The sequence below is a fragment of the Streptomyces smaragdinus genome (assembly GCF_009604385.1).
GTDB lineage: Bacteria > Actinomycetota > Actinomycetes > Streptomycetales > Streptomycetaceae > Streptomyces > Streptomyces smaragdinus.
Map to the genome: position 1 here is coordinate 73,290 of NZ_WEGJ01000029.1, position 16,033 is coordinate 89,322.

Annotated in this window: 8 protein-coding genes and 1 pseudogene; 2 read left to right on the plus strand and 7 right to left on the minus strand. The window is 65.5% G+C overall.

All coding sequences use genetic code 11. The features are described from left to right. Positions 1 to 36: 36 nt before the first annotated feature. Positions 37 to 1,515: an FG-GAP-like repeat-containing protein gene (locus SRB5_RS26810; RefSeq protein WP_153456007.1), complete on the minus strand. Its 1,479-nt coding sequence runs from the start codon at positions 1,513 to 1,515 to the stop codon at positions 37 to 39. A 1,420-nt stretch (positions 1,516 to 2,935) separates the two neighbouring features. Between SRB5_RS26810 and SRB5_RS26815 the strand changes: the two genes are divergently transcribed. Continuing rightward, entirely contained in the window at positions 2,936 to 10,654 is a 7,719-nt protein-coding gene (locus tag SRB5_RS26815; RefSeq protein ID WP_228390471.1) for a golvesin C-terminal-like domain-containing protein, read from the plus strand. A gap of 142 nt (positions 10,655 to 10,796) precedes the next feature. After that, the gene (locus tag SRB5_RS26820; RefSeq protein ID WP_153456009.1) at positions 10,797 to 11,690 is read left to right on the plus strand and encodes a hypothetical protein; all 894 of its coding nucleotides are present in this window, start codon (positions 10,797 to 10,799) and stop codon (positions 11,688 to 11,690) included. Here the strand turns inward: SRB5_RS26820 and SRB5_RS26825 are convergent. From SRB5_RS26825 to SRB5_RS26850, 6 genes and pseudogenes are all read right to left on the minus strand, one after another. After that, on the minus strand, positions 11,670 to 12,815 hold the full coding sequence (locus SRB5_RS26825) for a tyrosine-type recombinase/integrase (RefSeq protein ID WP_153456010.1): 1,146 nt from the start codon (positions 12,813 to 12,815) through the stop codon (positions 11,670 to 11,672). The two genes, SRB5_RS26820 and SRB5_RS26825, sit on opposite strands and share 21 nt — an antisense overlap. Before the next feature lie 91 nt (positions 12,816 to 12,906). Then, on the minus strand, positions 12,907 to 13,113 hold the full coding sequence (locus tag SRB5_RS26830; protein ID WP_153456011.1) for a hypothetical protein: 207 nt from the start codon (positions 13,111 to 13,113) through the stop codon (positions 12,907 to 12,909). 818 nt (positions 13,114 to 13,931) lie between these two features. Further along, a complete protein-coding gene (locus SRB5_RS26835; protein ID WP_153456012.1) occupies positions 13,932 to 14,135 on the minus strand; it encodes a hypothetical protein in 204 nt (67 codons plus the stop codon). A 47-nt stretch (positions 14,136 to 14,182) separates the two neighbouring features. Then, a complete protein-coding gene (locus SRB5_RS26840) occupies positions 14,183 to 14,491 on the minus strand; it encodes a hypothetical protein (protein ID WP_153456013.1) in 309 nt (102 codons plus the stop codon). Positions 14,492 to 15,011: 520 nt separating this feature from the next. After that, on the minus strand, positions 15,012 to 15,377 hold the full coding sequence (locus SRB5_RS26845; protein WP_153456014.1) for a hypothetical protein: 366 nt from the start codon (positions 15,375 to 15,377) through the stop codon (positions 15,012 to 15,014). Beyond that, positions 15,374 to 16,033, minus strand: a pseudogene (locus SRB5_RS26850) (tetratricopeptide repeat protein); the annotation flags it as partial. The gene SRB5_RS26845 and the pseudogene SRB5_RS26850, both read right to left, overlap by 4 nt.

Consider the following 16,033-nt stretch of genomic DNA (forward strand, 5'->3'; position numbering starts at 1 on the left):
CCGGGGTCCGGTGTGAACACCGGACCCCGTGGGTGGTCAGGGGGCGAGGACCTGGCCGATGTGGGCGCCGGCGGGGACGAGGAAGGTGCCGATGCCGGGGCCCTGGCTGTTGGCGTAGTCGAAGCCGGTGGTGGTGGCGTTGATCATGAGGATGATGCCGTCGCCGGTGTTTTCGCCTGCGCAGCCGAGGGCGATGTCGGCGTAGCCGTCGCCGGTGGCGTCTAGGAGGGCGGTGGCGGTGCCGGTGGTGTCGCCGGGTTCGGCGGATCCGGTGATGGAGCCGCTGGTGTCGGATTCGTCTTGGTTGAGGGCGCGGGAGTTGGTGCCGGTGAGGCCGGTGGCGGAGCCGTAGAGGAGGAGGCTGGTGCCGGTGTCGGGGGTGTCGACGGTGTCGACGGCGATGTCTTCGCCGGGGGCGCCGGTCAGGACGTCGGTGTAGCCGTCGTGGTTGACGTCGCCGGCGGAGACGGAGGCGCCCATGTCGTCGCCGGTTTCGCTGGCGCCGGGTACGCCGGTGGTTTCCTGGTCGATGACGGTGGTGCGGGTGGTGTCGAGGCCGGTGGCGGAGCCGTAGTAGGCGGTGATGCGGCCGCCGGTGACGTCGTCGGGCTGGCCGACGATGACGTCTGGGTAGGTGTCCTTGTTGAGGTCGCCGGTGGTGAGGGAGGCGCCGCCGGCGTTGTCGAGGACGTAGGCGGTGTCGGTGGTGGGGCCGTCGGGGGAGCCGGGCAGGACGTACAGGGGGCTGGTGCCGTCCCACTGGCGGAAGGTGACCACAGCGTCGACGTATCCGTCCTTGTCGACGTCGGCTGCCGTGGCCGCCGCCGCGCCGGTGGCGGACAGGGGGGCCGAGGCTGCCTCGGGGGCTTGGGCGGGGGCGGTGGATTGGACGGTGCCGGTGGCGCCGTCGACCCACCAGGTCTGGTAGGAGCCGGGGCAGAAGACCAGGACGTCGGCGTGGCCGTCGGCGGTGAAGTCGCCGACGGTGAGGGCCTCGCCGCAGCGGTCACCGGAGGTGCGGCTGGCGACGGGGGTGAGACGGTGGGTGGGGTCAGCGGTCAAGCCGGTGGCCGAGCCGTAGAAGAGGGAGACGGCGCCGGAGTCGGTGTTGCTGGTGTCGTCCTCGCCGGGGGCGCCGACGGCGAGGTCGGCGCGGCCGTCGCCGTTGATGTCGCCCCAGGAGGTTGAGGCGCCGAAGCTGTCGCCCGCTTCGGAGCTGCCGGGGACGTCGACGCCGCCGACGGTGCTGTTCTGGGTGATGGTGATCTTCGCGGCGCCGTTGGAGCCGGTGGCGGAACCCGGGGCGATCGAGACCGCGCCCGCCGCGGCGATGGTGGCGTCGGCGGCCTGCGGGATGCCGACGGCGAGGTCGGCCTTCCCGTCGGCGTTGAAGTCCGCGGTGGCCGGTGCTGCCGCAGCGGCTGCGGGCTGGGGCGCGGCCAGGACGAGGAGTCCGGCGAGGGCCGGTGCGGCGAGGATGAGTCGGGCGCGGGTCAACGTGCGCGGGCGGGACATTCGGCGGCCTCCTGGGTGCGAGCCAGGTCCGGCGTGCACCGCGCCATGGGTGCGCACCGGACGTGAGTGACGGTGCCGACATGGCGGTGGGGATCGGCCGGGACCGGGTTGGTCCGTACCGCTCGCACACGGGCTAGTGGGTTATACACCGACCCCACGATCGGGCACCAGAGGTAGTGGTTCGATCACGTGGAGCAACTCCCCGCACATTTGGACGAATTGACGCACCGTTAGTGATCCATGTCACAGAACCCCTGTTCGGTGTGACGCTGGCGGCGTCCGTGGCGCTGAGTGATGAGAGGAGCACGTTGGGGCGTGCACCCTCCCCTCGCTTTATGAGGGATTGTCAGGGCATAGCAGCCATTGGGCTGTCATGCCTGGGTCAAGCACGCCCCGAGGTGGGGCGTGCTGCTGCGGAAGGAAACGCGTGAAACGCAACCTTCAACGGGCACTTGCGTGCGCCACGGTGGCAGGGGTCCTTGCCGCCGGGTTACCGCAAGTTGCCTTCGCCGCCGACGGCAACAGTGGTGGTAAGGGGGTCGTCGACACCGTCAAGGGCTGGTTCTCCGACGATGACGACGACAAGGGCGACAGCCATCCATCGCCGGGCGGCAAGCTGGAGATCCCGTCCCGGGAGAAGCTGCCGAAGGGGAAGGCCGAGCCGGAGGCCAAGCGGGTCAGGGAACTCACCGGCCGGCGCACTCCCACGGCCCGGTTCTTCGAACTGTCGGACGGGCGGGTGGAGGCGGAGCTGTCCGCGGTGCCCACCGTGTACCGCTCGGGCAGCCGGTGGAAGCCCATCGACCCGGGTATCCGGCCCGAGGAGGCCAAGGGGTTCGCTCTGGCGAACACGACGAACCTGGGCCGCAGCTACTTCGGTGACAGTGCCGGCAGGCTGGCCCGGTTCGAGGGCCCGGGCGGCGCGGGCGTGACCTTCGGCCTCAAGGACGCCGGACACCTCACCCCGCAGGTCAAGGGCAACACCGTCACGTACAAGGACGCGCTGCCCCAGACGGACCTCGAGTATGTGGTGGGCCGGGGCCAGGTGAAGGAGAACCTGGTCATCAACGCGGCGCCGAAGGGCCCGGTGTCCTACACCTTCACCCTCGACCTGAACAAGGGTCTGATACCCGAGCAGCGCAAGGACGGCTCGATCGCCGTCTTCGGCGAGCACCCCACCGAGCCGGTGATGGTGATTCCCGCCCCGTACCTGACGGACGCGGCGAAGGACCGGCTGTCCCCGACCGGGGGCACCTACTCCACGAAGATCACCCAGAAGCTGGCCAAGGCCCCCGGCGGCGGCTGGACGCTGACGGTCACCCCGGACGCGAAGTGGCTCGCGTCCCCGGAGCGCGTGTATCCGGTGACGGCGGACCCGACGGTGACCATCGTGCCGTCGGCGGCGGAGTCGCAGGACGTGATGGTCATGTCCGACCAGCCGACGACGAACTTCAACAGCACCTGGCAGCTGTCCGTCGGCAAGACCAACACGGGTCTGTCGCGCTCGCTGCTGAAGTTCCCGCTGGACAGCATTCCCGCCGGCACGAAGATCGACTCGGCGCGGATGTCCGTGTACTTCGACCAGTCGCACACCAGCAACGGCCAGAACGTGGTGATCGGCGCGCACCGTGCCACCGGCGCGTGGAACGAGACCGACGCCAACTGGAGCAAGACCTCGTCGTTCGTGGGTGAGCTGTCGGGCACCTCGGTGATGCTGGACGACGGCGATCCCGGTACGGCGGCGGTGGGCGAGTGGCCGCGGGTGGGCACGATCGGGGCCGTCAACATCGGCAACGACTTCGCCGCCAACAAGAACACCGCCACCGGCGAGTCCTACACCTTCCAGCCCACGGTGCCCGAGAAGGCCTCCTACCAGGTCGACGCGCACGTCGGGCCCCTGGCGGACGCCACCAGCGCCGCCCCCTACACCCTCAACCACTCCACCGAGGACAGCACGCCGCAGACCACGCAGGTCACGGTCGACCAGACCACGAGCGGCGCGCCGGCGTGGAAGCCGGTCTCCAACGGCCAGCTGTTCTTCGAGAAGGGCACGGCCGGCAAGATCGTCGTCGGTGACACGGGCTCGTCGACCAAGCGGACGATCGCGGACGCGATCCGCCTGGTCAACCCGTCGACCATCGTGAAGAACATCGGCGAGTACAGCCAGTGGCACGACTTCCCCGTCGGGGACACGGTCCAAAAGTGGCTGGACGGTTCCGCCGCCAACTACGGCTTCGTAATCAAAGCCGAGGACGAGAGCGCGGACGGGGCGCTGGGCGGGCCGCTGTACGAGGCCGGCGACGGGAACTACGGCGGCGAGATCTCTACGGTGCCGCGGCTGACCGTCGTCTACGGCAAGGCCGGCTCCAGCTTGGCCTCTCCGACGACCGTGCACTCCACCGGTCCGGAGCTGTCGTGGAACAAGTACTCCAACACCACCGGCAACACGGGTGACAACTTCGTGGAGTACCAGCTGCACCGCTCCTACTCCCGCACCTTCACCCCCGGCCCGGGCACCCTGGTCACCCCGATCGCGGGTCAGAGCACCAGCTCCTACACCGACACCACCGCAACCCCCTCTGCGCCGTCGGCGGACGAGCAGATCAGCCGCGTCTACTACTACATGATCGCGGTCAAGACCAAGAACGGCGCCCTTCTGCCCTCACCCACGCGGGCCGTGGGCATCCCCCAGGCCGGCCGCACCATGAAACTCATCCAGGGCGACCCCGACCGCAACCACGCCGGCGTCACCGACACCACCCTGTCGTCCCTCCAGCCGACCGCCAACCACGACACCCTCGAATCCGCCGGCATCATGCAGAAGTGGATATCCGTCGGCAACAACTCCGGCCTGTACGGGGTCACCCGCGCGGCGCTGAAGTTCCCCACCACCGGCATCCCGACCACGGCCACCGTCGTGGATGCGGAGCTGGACATGTGGGCGGCGCAGACCACCAGCGAAACCGCCGGCGCGGTCTACGAGCTCCATCCCATGACCCGCGACTTCGCGGAAACCGCCGCCACCTGGAACAAGGCCGACGCCACCACCAGCTGGACCACCCCCGGCGGCGACATCTCCGCCACCGTCTCCGACACCGTGCCACAGATCACCACCGACCTGGGCCGGCACTACTGGGGCGCGACCAAGATGGTCCAGGACTGGGTCAAGACACCGTCGTCCAACAAGGGCGCGATGATCAAACTGAAGAACGAGACCAGCAGCGGGCCGCAGGAACGCACCGTGTTCCTGTCCTCGGAGGCCTTCGACTGGCAGCTCGGCCCGCTCATGCGCGTCATCTACGTCGACGCCACCGCCGAGGACACCTACTACGCGCCGGCCACCCCGCAGCGCATGACCCCGAACTCCACCTACACGGTCAAGACCACGGTCACCAACACCACGAACACCACCTGGAACGCCTCCGCGGTGGAGCGGGTGCTGTCCTACCGCTGGACCCTGCCCGACGGCTCCACGCCGCCCGGCGGCGGTACCGCGCTGCAGACGAACCTGCCGCTGAACATCCCACCGGGCTCATCGGCCACCGTCAACGCGCAGGTCAACACCCCGACCAACTCCGACGAGGGCAACAAGCGCACCGACTGGGTTTTGACCTGGGACGTCTACAACAAGACCACCTCCACCTGGCTCTCCGACACCGCGGGCGGTGCCCCGGGACTGACCCAGAACGTGGCGGTGGAGGACCCGACCTCCAACCAGATCGGGCTGGAGAAGTTCTACGCCTACGCGGGCAAGAACACCGGCGCCGGCTCCACGGTGATGAACAACCTCGCCGCCGGCAACAGCGTGTGGTCGTACAACGCGTTCACCAACCCCGGCCGGGGCCTGAACACGTTCTTCCGCCTCGCCTACAACAGCCTGGACACCTCCGACACGGTCTCCGGCGGCGGCTGGTCCATGCAGGCATCCGGACCCGTCCGCCTCGGCGCACCGCTGGACTTCCACCCCAACCCCAACCCCACCGAAGTCCGCCTCCCGGACGGCGACGGCACCACGCACGTCTTCCGCAAGCAGGGCGACGGCACGTGGAAGGCACCGGCCGGTGTCCACTACCGGCTCACCGCGAAGGCGGGCCTGGACTGCACGCCGGACAAGGACCCCGTCCCCGACGCCTGGACGATGACCCGCCCGGACGGCACCCGGTTCCTCTTCGGCTGCGACGGCTACATGACGCAGACCATCGACAAGAACGGCAACACCATGTCGTTCTCGTACGAGGAGCGCAAATCCAACAACAAGCCGACGAAGTTCCTGCGCTACATCACCGACCCCGCCGACCGCACCACACTGACGGTCGACTACTGGGAGAAGGGCCAGGACGGCTACCAGTACATCAACGACGCCGGTGACCTCGTCACCGACAACGGCAAGCTCACCAACTCCAAGATCTACGACCACCTGCGCTCGGTCACCGACATCTCCGGCCGCAAGATCGAGTTCTACTACACCACCCAGGGCCTCCTCGGACAGTTCACCGACGGAGTCGGCTCCACCGACGGCGCCCCCAAGGTGTTCCGCTTCACCTACGACGCCACCCAGGGCAACAAGAACGTCAAACTCGTCACCGCCACCGACCCCCGGGGCAACCCGACCCGGCTGACCTACAACGAGCCCAACGACAAGGACAACCCGAAGTACCACTGGTGGACCAAGACGATCAACGACCGTCTCGGCCACGACACCACGTTCGCCTACAAGCCGGACGAGACCAACGACGAATTCACGGACACCACTGTCACCGACGCCCAGGCGCACGCCACCAACTATGTACTGGATGACTTCGGCCGCCAGAGGCAGGTGACCAACGCCAAGGCCGAAACCACCACGCTGAACTGGGACACCGACAACAACGTCACCTACCTCGAGGAAGCCAACCACGCCAAGAGCACGTTCTGCTACGACTCCAAGACCGGCTACCCGCTGCGCCAGTGGTCCGCGGAGCAGACCGATGACTGGGATTCCCAGTGGTTGGTCGCCACGTTCTACTGCAACCCGGCCAACGACACCAGCCTGCCCGGGGCCGCGAAGTACGAGTACCGCACCCGGCTCGACGGCTACGCGGCCGACCTGGTCCGCAAGACCTCCCCGCAGGGCCGCACCTCCACCTTCGGCTACGACTGCTACGGCAACCTCAAGACCGTCACCGACCCCCGCGGCACGGCGACCTGGCCCACCGACCCCAGCGTCTGTGCGCCAACCACCAGCGGGCCCACGGTCAAGTACGACTACGACGCCTACGGCCAGCTGACCAAGGCGACCGACGCCCGCGGCAACGCCTCACAGAACACGGGCTTCGACGCCAACGGCTACCCGCAGACGATCACCGACCCGTACGGCGAGCCCACCAAGTTCGTCTACGACGAACGCGGCCAGGTCGAATCGGTGATCGACGCCAACGAGAAGGAGACCAGCCAGACCTACGACACCTTCGGCCGGCCCAAGGTCAGTACTGTCCCGAAGGTTCAGGACGACGGCGAGTTCATCACGACGCCGGCGCCGGAGTACGACGCCAACGACAACGTCACGAAGGCGACCGCACCCACCGGCGCGGTGTCCCGGGCGCAGTACGACGCCGCTGACCAGGTCTCCTGGGCCATCGGCCCGGACAACAACAACACTGGCCGCAAGACCGTCTACACCTACGACACCGTCGGCAACCTCCTCACGACCACCGAGCCCAAGGGCGCCGCGACCACCGGTGACCTGACCGACTACGTCACCACCAACCACTACGACGACATCTACCAGCTCACGTCCGTGGTCAACGCCGAGGGCGACACGGTCTCCTATACCTACGACGAGGTCGGCAACCTCACCAAGGTCGTCGACCCGAAGAAGAACGCCACCCCCGACACCGACGACTACACCACCCTCACGGAATACGACCGCAACCACCGCGCCTGGAAGGTCACCGACGCGGCCGGCAAGTCCGCCACGACCGTCTACGACCTCGACTCGGTCGTCAAATCCACCACCGACCAGGAAGGCAACACCACCGAGATCGTCCCCGACCCCCGCGGCGTCCCCGCCGAGGTGAAGACCCCGTACGAGGGCTCCACCATCCGCACGACCAAGTTCGAGTACGACGCGGCCGGCAACCGCACCAAGGTCATCACCCCGCGCGGCGTGAACACGCCAGGCGTCGCGGACGACTTCGTCGCCCGCACGGAGTACGACAAGCTCAACCGGCCGGTCAAGCAGTTCCAGCCCTACGACCCCGCCGACTCCCGCTACAACCGGGACGACGTCTACACCGAAACGGTGTACGACAAGGTGGGCCGGGTCACGAAGGTCTCCCTGCCCCCGTCGGAGGGCCAGACGGTCCGCAACGACACCGACTACACCTACTACGACAACGGCTGGACCTACACCTCCACCGACCCCTGGGACATCCGCACCCAGTACGACTACACCGACCTCGGCCAGCAGCAGTCCCGCACCCTGACCTCGGCCGGCGGCGACTCCACCCGCACCATGGGCTGGTCCTACTACCCCGACGGCAGCCTCCAGGCCCGCTCCGACACCGGCGTCCCCGTCGGCAAGGACGTAGTCGTCACCGACAACTCCGACACCCAGACCACCACAGCCACCGGCACCTGGAGCACCGCCACCGCGGCCGGCCAGCAGGGCCACGACCACCGCGCCCACACCGCCGGCACCGGAACCGACACCTTCACCTGGAACCTGAACACCCCGGCCGACGGCACCTACACCGTCTACGCCAAGTTCCCCGAGGTCACCGGCGCCGCCACCACCGCGAAGTACACCATCACCCACGACGGCACGGCCACCGACAAGACGGTCGACCAGACCCAGAACACCGGCACGTGGGTCAGCCTCGGTTCCTACCCCCTCAAGCAGGGCAACACCGACACCATCCGCCTGGCCCAGAACGCCACCGGCATCGTGGTGGCGGATGCGGTGAAGCTGGTCCGTACCCCCACCGAGACGGACAACGAACACAAGGACGCCGCCTACACCTACGATCTCAACGGCAACCTCACCCAGCTCACCGACACCTCATCCACAGCCAAGATCGACACCTACCGGATGAGCTACACCGGCCTCAACCAGCTCAACAAGCTCGAGGAGCTGCTGGCCGGCACGGTAAAGAAGACCACCGAATTCGGCTACGACGCCAACGGCCTGCCGGAAACCGTCAGCCACCCCCAGCAGTACTCCGAATACACCTACGACCTACGCGACCTGGTCAAAACGGTGAAGGTTGGCGAGTCGGCCGCGGACGACGATCCGGAAACCACCAGCTACACCTACACCGACCGGGGTCAGAGGCTTCACGAGATCAAGGCCAACGACAACACGGTCGACTACACCTACTACCTCAACGGCGCTCTCAAAACCCAGAAGGAGGAAAAGCCCGGCGGAGTCCTTGTCTCGTCCCACACCTACGCCTATGACGCCAACGGCAACAAGGCACAGGACGTGGCGAGCAAGATGAACGCCGACATCCACACCGAATACCTCACCTCCACCACCAACTACACCTACGACCCCGCCGACCGCCTCAAGCAGGCCGTCAAAACCGGCAATGGCGCAGGAACCGAAACCTACATCCACGACAACAACGCCAACGTCACCACCCAGACCATCAAGAACGTCACCACGACGTTCACCTACGACCGCAACCGTCTTCTCAGCGCCACCAGCGCCGGCACCAGCGCCAGCTACAACTACGACGCCTACGGCCGCCTCGACACCGTGGCCTCTGGCGGAAAGATCCTGGAAGACAGCGACTACGACGGCTACGACCACATCATCAAGCACACCAAGCTTCAGGACGACGGCACCACGAAGACGTCTACCTACACCTTCGATCCTCTGGATCGCACTGCGTCCAAGACCGAAAGCGGCAAGACTACCGACTACAACTACCTCGGCATTTCCAGCGAAGTTCTCAGTGAGGTTGTTGCCGGTGAAGTCGCCAAGTCGTTTCAGTACAGCCCCTGGGGCGAACGCCTGTCGCAACTGAAACACAAAAGCGACGACACCGAGGAACTCGGCGTCTACGGGTACAACAGCCACACGGACACCGAAACCCTTACGGATGAAAACGGAAATAGTAAAGCCACCTACGGCTACACCGCCTACGGCAAAAACGACAACGCTGAATTCACCGGAATTGACAAGCCTGAAGCCGATAACCCCTCCAAGGAGGCATACAACCCCTACCGCTTCAACTCGAAGCGCTGGGACGCCGCTAGCGGAACCTACGACATGGGATTCCGCGACTACAACCCGGGCTTGAATCGCTTCACCACCCGAGACGCGTACAGTGGGGCCCTCGCCGACATGAATCTCGGCGCGGATCCATACACCGGAAACCGATACGCCTTCGCTGGAGGGAATCCCGCATCATTCGTTGAGCTCGACGGCCATCGAATAGCCGAAGAGCCGGATGGAAGTCGGTATTCGCCGCTCGACTTCACCAGTTTGCACGATCTGGTTGTGGCGAACACTGTCCCGCTCATCGAAGCGCAAATGAAACTTGAAGGGATTACGGGAACGATAACTGTAAGTCGCCTGGACAACGTGATCCCGTACTCTGGGAAGAAGGGCGAACCTATGGGTTACGCCGACATAATTCTGACGGGTACGGGGGCGAACAAGAATGAAGTGTGGATTTGGGAAATAAAATCTCGGGGAGGTCAAACCGAATGGAACGAAAAGGGTAATATGGAATCCCACTGGACTCAGGCGCCGAAGCAGCTTCAGCGATACATAGACAAGCTGCAGGACGAGTATAATCACTACGCGCCAGATGTCACAGTGAAGCCGGGCTTCGGACTCCCTAGTTCTAAGCTGCAGAGTCCGAGAGGTAATCCTGTTTCCGCCTGGTCGGGAAATGAGAATACACATCCAGGAATCAGGTGGTATGCGGAAGACAAAAAAAAGGAGAAAGAGAAGGAGAAGACTGAAGGAGACGGAACTTCGGTCGGTGAAGTAGTAGTTGCGGCTGGCCTGACCGTGGGTGCGATTGGGATTGGCGTGGGAACTGTTGCCGAGGATGTAGCAACTGGAGGGGTCGGGGTGCTTGATGACCCGGCCAGCTTCGCCCTGTCTGGCACGATGCTAAGCGGGGCATGGGGGCTGGTGGCCTAGCGGGCTGCGCATGACTCACGGATGAAAGGGAAGCGTGGTGGTCGTGCTGCTGCGACCACCACGCTCCTAATCTATGGCGGTAAGATTTGATTTGCGACTATGAGAGGTTTGAATGAAAGATGATACCCGGATGCTCAGCGCGATGATCGATTTCGACTCTGCAGGAGCGCGAGACTTCCCAACCACATCAGCTCACTGGCTGACTTCCGGGGCTGAAAATCTGGCTCCGAAAGAGTGGCAGGCCGCGCTCAAATCATTCCCGATGATGAGGCCTAACGAATGGAATGAGGCTCACGGTCTTCCCTTTAGCGTGTGGGGTGAAGTGCATGTTTGGAATTCCGATCGAAGCATCGCAGAAAGTCGGCCGCTTTCGGATGCGTCATTGCGCTGGATGAGAAATGAAGTAAGTTATTTTCCGGATGGAGCGAGACTCACCCTGTGCCGACTTGACAGTAATGGCATCCCTTATGAAAATGGGATTGATCGACTGGATTTGACCCTATCGGTCGATGAGGAATATCCATGGATTGCGCAACTCCAAGCGGTTTCCACATTCGGCTCTCATTTGCTTCCGAGTGCGATAAACAAAAACGAACTTTGGGTAGGTTTCTTCCGCAAGACTGCAAGTCGCGATGGGGTAACGTTCGGGCATATCACCGACGATCTTTTGGGTCCCCGAGAAACTGGATTGGATACTGTTCTACGCAGAGGCGGTACTCGAAATTCCATTAGAAATGGAAGGGAAATTCTTCGAGGGTACTCCTGGGTGACAGTACTATCGGCCGACCTTGGTGAGCGATTGGGAGGGGTGGACGCCCTGGTGAGATCTGAGGCATTTTACAAGGTGAGTAAATTGAGAGGGGGGGCCATTTTTTTGCAGGCTAGCGAGAGTATGGCCGGATATTCCGATCGAACGATGGAGCGAATCTTTGATGTTCTGCGCCCAGTAATCCCAGGAGGGGTGCCAAAAATTGATCCGACAGTTCGTAAAATCCCACGGATTGTTTGGGTTGATTCACGAGAAACCCTGCATTGAGATGAGCCTGTGTGCGAGACCTGCAGCGAGTTCGTAGCTGGGACTGTCGTCGAGGAGTTCTTTACGGCGGTTGTAGCGCTGGGTGGTGCGGGCGTCCTGGTGGTCGGCCCAGGACTGGATTTTGTCGATGCGGGCGCCGGGGCGGGCCAAGGCGTGAGTGATGGCGTTGTGCTTCATGACGTGGGGGTGGATGGAGGTGGCCTGCGGTAGTCCGGCTCTTTTGGCGAGGGAACGGATCAGTCGCCAGACAGCCGGTTCGTCGAGGGGCTTTCCGGAGGCGGTGCAGAACAGGTGGCCTGAGGTGCGGCCGTTCAGATGGGTCATCAGGGCGTCGTAGACGTACGGGGGGACGGGCTTCTTCTTTCGTGACCCGCCCTTCAGCCGTACGTCCAGGGTGTGGTGGCCGCGGTCGTGGCCGAGGTCCTCGACCCGGGCGGCGAGCAGGGAGTCCACGCGCAGGCAGAGTCCGTACAGCACGAGCAGCAACGCGTACGCCCGTGGGCGGTACTTGGCCGGCAGGTGGGCGTCGCGGGCGGTGGTCAGCAGGAGCGCGGTCTGCTGTTCGGTCAGGCCCTCGGTGGCCGAGTAGTCCGGGTCGATGACCGGGCGCAGCACCGCGGCGAACGGGTTCTTCGCTACCGGCAGGCCGTCGAGGCGGAGGGTGTAGTCGTAGAACGAGCTTGCTGCGGAAAGTACGTTGGCCCGGGAGGCGTCTGAGCGCGGTGGGCCGGCCGCGGCCAACTCGTTCTTCGCGCCGCCCTTGACGCGGATGAGGGTGGGGGCGGTCTCGAGGTACAGGCGGAAGGTGTCCGCGAGCATGAACGTCACTGCGAACGGGTGTACGCCGTGTTCGCGGACGTATGCCTCGAAGACGGTGAAGCCGCGCGCGTAGGTCTTCTGTGTGTTGGCCGAGCGCTGCCGGGCGATCCAGGCGGCCGCCACCGTGGGTAGTGCGTCGCCTTCGCCGTAGATCGCGATGAGTTTGTCGTACAACCGGCGGGCGTGCAGCGGCCAGTGCTGCCGCGGATCGGCACTCGGGAACGCGAGTTCGCTTCCGATGGCGCTGTCAAGGACCACGCCCGGTGTGTCGTCCGGTTCGGAGGTGGAATCTGCCCGCTCACTCATAGGTACAGGATAACTGTCATTATCCTGTACCTATGCTTACGGGCTGCCCTGTTGCATAAATTCGTTCACTTGAGCGAGTGATGTCTGATGTTCAGTCTCCAGCGAGGGCGCGCCGTACCGGAGCCGTGGCGACACGGACCCAGGCCAGTGCGCACTGCAGCGCGGCGTCCTCGCGCGTCTTGTACGGACCGGCGGGCGGGAAGGAGCCGGCGAGGCGGTACGTCCAGCCGTTGCGCCGGCCGGTACCGCCGTACGACGGCTCCACGTGCCCCAGCACGGAGCTGTTCTCGGCGATCAAGTCCCAGCGGTGGGTGTCCCGGTGATCCGCACCTTTGACCAAGCGGGCGCTGTCCGCGACGGCGCGCGCCGCCTTTTGCGACAGCCGCGTGCGCCGGGCGGATCCTGTCCTCTTCGGGGTGCCGGCGGGCCGCTTGGAGGGCCTTGCTGAACCATCACGTGACGATTCAGCGGGCGTGGTGCTGCGAGTTGAGGGCGCGGCCGCGTCCGGAGCGACGGGAGCGGTCGTCGTACGGACGTGGTCGGGGGCAGTGCTCGGGACTTGTTGAGCCGTTGCTGCCTGTCGTGCCCGGGCCGTCAGAACAGGCGGGATCGTCGTCACGACGCGCAGGTCGACGTCGTCCGCGGGGAGCCCATTGTTCAGGGCGTCGGCGAGACGCCGGGCGGAGGCAGCCAGGTTGTTGGCCAGCTCCATCGCGGATGCACCGGCATGCGCCGCCACGAGCTCCGGCTCGTTGCCGTTGGCGAGCCGGGCCGCCAGGCTTCGCGCCTGACGGTCGCGGTACGCCTTGGCTTGGCAGGCCCGGGAACAGTACTGGCGAGCCCGCGGCCCGCGCTGGGCGGGAAGTGTCCCGCCGCATACCGAACACGCTGCCACAGCACTCCTCCGTCAATCGTCACGTGACGCTTGAGTAGTACGATACCCGCTCGGTTCTCAATCGTCACGTGATGCTTGAGGAGCTTGGAGCGATCGCATCATGGGCATGGCTGGATCGCCGGCGGCACACCATGACGTCGGCGAGAAAGCCTGACCCGCCGCGTAGTCCCGGACGCAAAGCAGCTCCGGCCCGATCGGCCGGAGCTGCTTCGTGCGTGTGATCAGGGGATGGTGGTGACCTGCACCAGGGAGATCTCCCCCGTGGTGTCGCTGATGAGGAAGACGGCGAGGGTGCCCGGCAGCACCGTGGAGCGCATACGGACGGGGCCGGGTACGTCGAGGCCGTGGGCTTCCGTCACCGTATCGGGGTCTTGCTCGAGGTGCGGGAGCAGGTCAGCGAACGCGAACTGCGCTTCGAGGGGCATGTCCTCGATGAGCCCTCTTGCAAACTCGCTTCGGACGAAGTGCCAGGTCACGCCGCGTTGTGTCCTTCGCGTAGCTGCCGCATGCGGGCCTCCCAGTCGTCGAAGCGGGCACGCGACTCGGGGGTTTCCCGGTGGTCCGACGGCAGGGCGCCGTCGTGTCGGAGAGCGTACTCGCGCAGGTCCTCGACGCGGGGCTGTTCGGCTGCAAGGGCTTCGACGGTCCGCTGCCATCGCTCGAGGATGGCGGGGAGCTGGGTGACGTCGGTGAAGGTCACCTCACGGGTGAAAGCCGCGCGGAGTTCCGGGTGCGGGAGCGCGTGGGCGATGGAGTCGATGGTCCACGGCGAATCGGTCATATTCGACCCTAAGCTAGACATCTAGACTATTAGGCAATTGAGTAATCGGCTGCAGTATTCGAATCTCTGACTTGTGTGACACGAGGTTAGCGCACCGGTGTGTGCGCACAGAGCTGTGCGGCAACGCCCTGTGATGTCGCCCTTGCCCTCCCGGGCCCCGCATGCGCGAGGTCGCCTCGCATACCTGGCGCCGCATGCCCGGCGGCTTGGGGCCTGGCGGAGCCGGGCGGGATGGCTCAGCCGGGGCGCTTTTGGTTCTCGATGTACCCATTGATGGAGCGCGATGAGCTGCTACGGCGGCGGCACGTGGCCGTCGAGCGGGGCGATACCGCTGGTGTGGGAGCCACGGAAGCTGTCCGCCTCCGGCGTAGCGCCTCGACCTGAGCGCGGGATCCCGTCACCTGGGCCGGTGTGGTCTATCGGCCCGGGTGGCGCAGGATCGCTGCTGCGGCGTGCGGCAGCCGGCCAGGTCAGCCGGCTGCGGACGTCGGCGCCGTGCGGCTGTCCGAGGCGCGGCGGTTCACTGCTCGTCGGCGGTGAGGTCGAGGAGTTGGTCGGGGGTGAGCGTGGCGAGGTCGACGGAGCGGTCCTCCAGGACGAGGCGTGCCGTTGCCTGCTGTGCCTGGAGTTCCCGGGCGCGTTCGATGAGCTCGCCGGCGCGGCGCCGATTGCGGATGCGGTCGGTGATGTCCGCGACCGCGAGCACGGCCGAGGGGATGGACACGATGAGGGCGGCCAGCGAGACCGGATCGACGACCTTGGTGTCCGGATCCTCAGCCGGTTTCTCCGCCCGGACGGGCTCGGCGGGGTAGCCCCAGCTCGCGGTCAACTCGCTGATGCTCTTCCCGGCGGCTTCGGTGTCCGCTCCGACAAGCTCGATGATCATGATTCCTCATCTCCGTCGTTCGTGGTCTTCAACAGTTCATCGAGGTGGTCGACCAGGTCCGTGTGCCCGATCTTGGCGGCAGCGGTTTGGGCTGCCTGAAGCACGTGACGCGCTTGTTCGCGCTCCCCCGCATGTAGCAGGAGCTGTCCCCAGGTTGCCCCGACGACCGCGATGCCGTCGGCCCGCTGAAGCTTGAGGAGGAGTTGGAAGGAGATGTTCAGCCTTGGTAATGCGTCGGCGAGATCCTGGCGGCTCAGATCGATGCCTGCAAGGTCCCAGTTGGCTGCCGCGATGCCCTCCACATTGCCGAGCTGTTCATTGGCTTCCAGTCGCTTGAGGTGCAGTTCGCGGGCTTCGTCGGTCTCGCCCCGTTGCTGGAGGATGTCGGCGATCTGCCCCCAGGTGACCGCGGCCTCGCGGGTGTCGCCGATCCGTTCGTACACCGGCAGGGTGACCTCCCGGCGGATCCGTAGGGCTTCGTCGGTCTCGCCCCGTTGCTGGAGGATGTCGGCGATCTGCCCCCAGGTGACCGCGGCCTCGCGGGTGTCGCCGATCCGTTCGTACACCGGCAGGGTGACCTCCCGGCGGATCCGTAGGGCTTCGTCGGTCTCGCCCCGTTGCTGGAGGATGTCGGCGATCTGCCCCCAGGTGACCGC

Coding starts and splice junctions, on each gene's coding strand:
- SRB5_RS26815 (WP_228390471.1), top strand. CDS start 2,936: ATGGTCATGTCCGACCAGCCGACGACGAACTTCAACAGCACCTGGCAG.
- SRB5_RS26820 (WP_153456009.1), top strand. CDS start 10,797: ATGATCGATTTCGACTCTGCAGGAGCGCGAGACTTCCCAACCACATCA.
- SRB5_RS26825 (WP_153456010.1), bottom strand. CDS start 12,815: ATGAGTGAGCGGGCAGATTCCACCTCCGAACCGGACGACACACCGGGC.
- SRB5_RS26810 (WP_153456007.1), bottom strand. CDS start 1,515: ATGTCCCGCCCGCGCACGTTGACCCGCGCCCGACTCATCCTCGCCGCA.
- SRB5_RS26845 (WP_153456014.1), bottom strand. CDS start 15,377: ATGATCATCGAGCTTGTCGGAGCGGACACCGAAGCCGCCGGGAAGAGC.
- SRB5_RS26840 (WP_153456013.1), bottom strand. CDS start 14,491: ATGACCGATTCGCCGTGGACCATCGACTCCATCGCCCACGCGCTCCCG.
- SRB5_RS26835 (WP_153456012.1), bottom strand. CDS start 14,135: ATGCCCCTCGAAGCGCAGTTCGCGTTCGCTGACCTGCTCCCGCACCTC.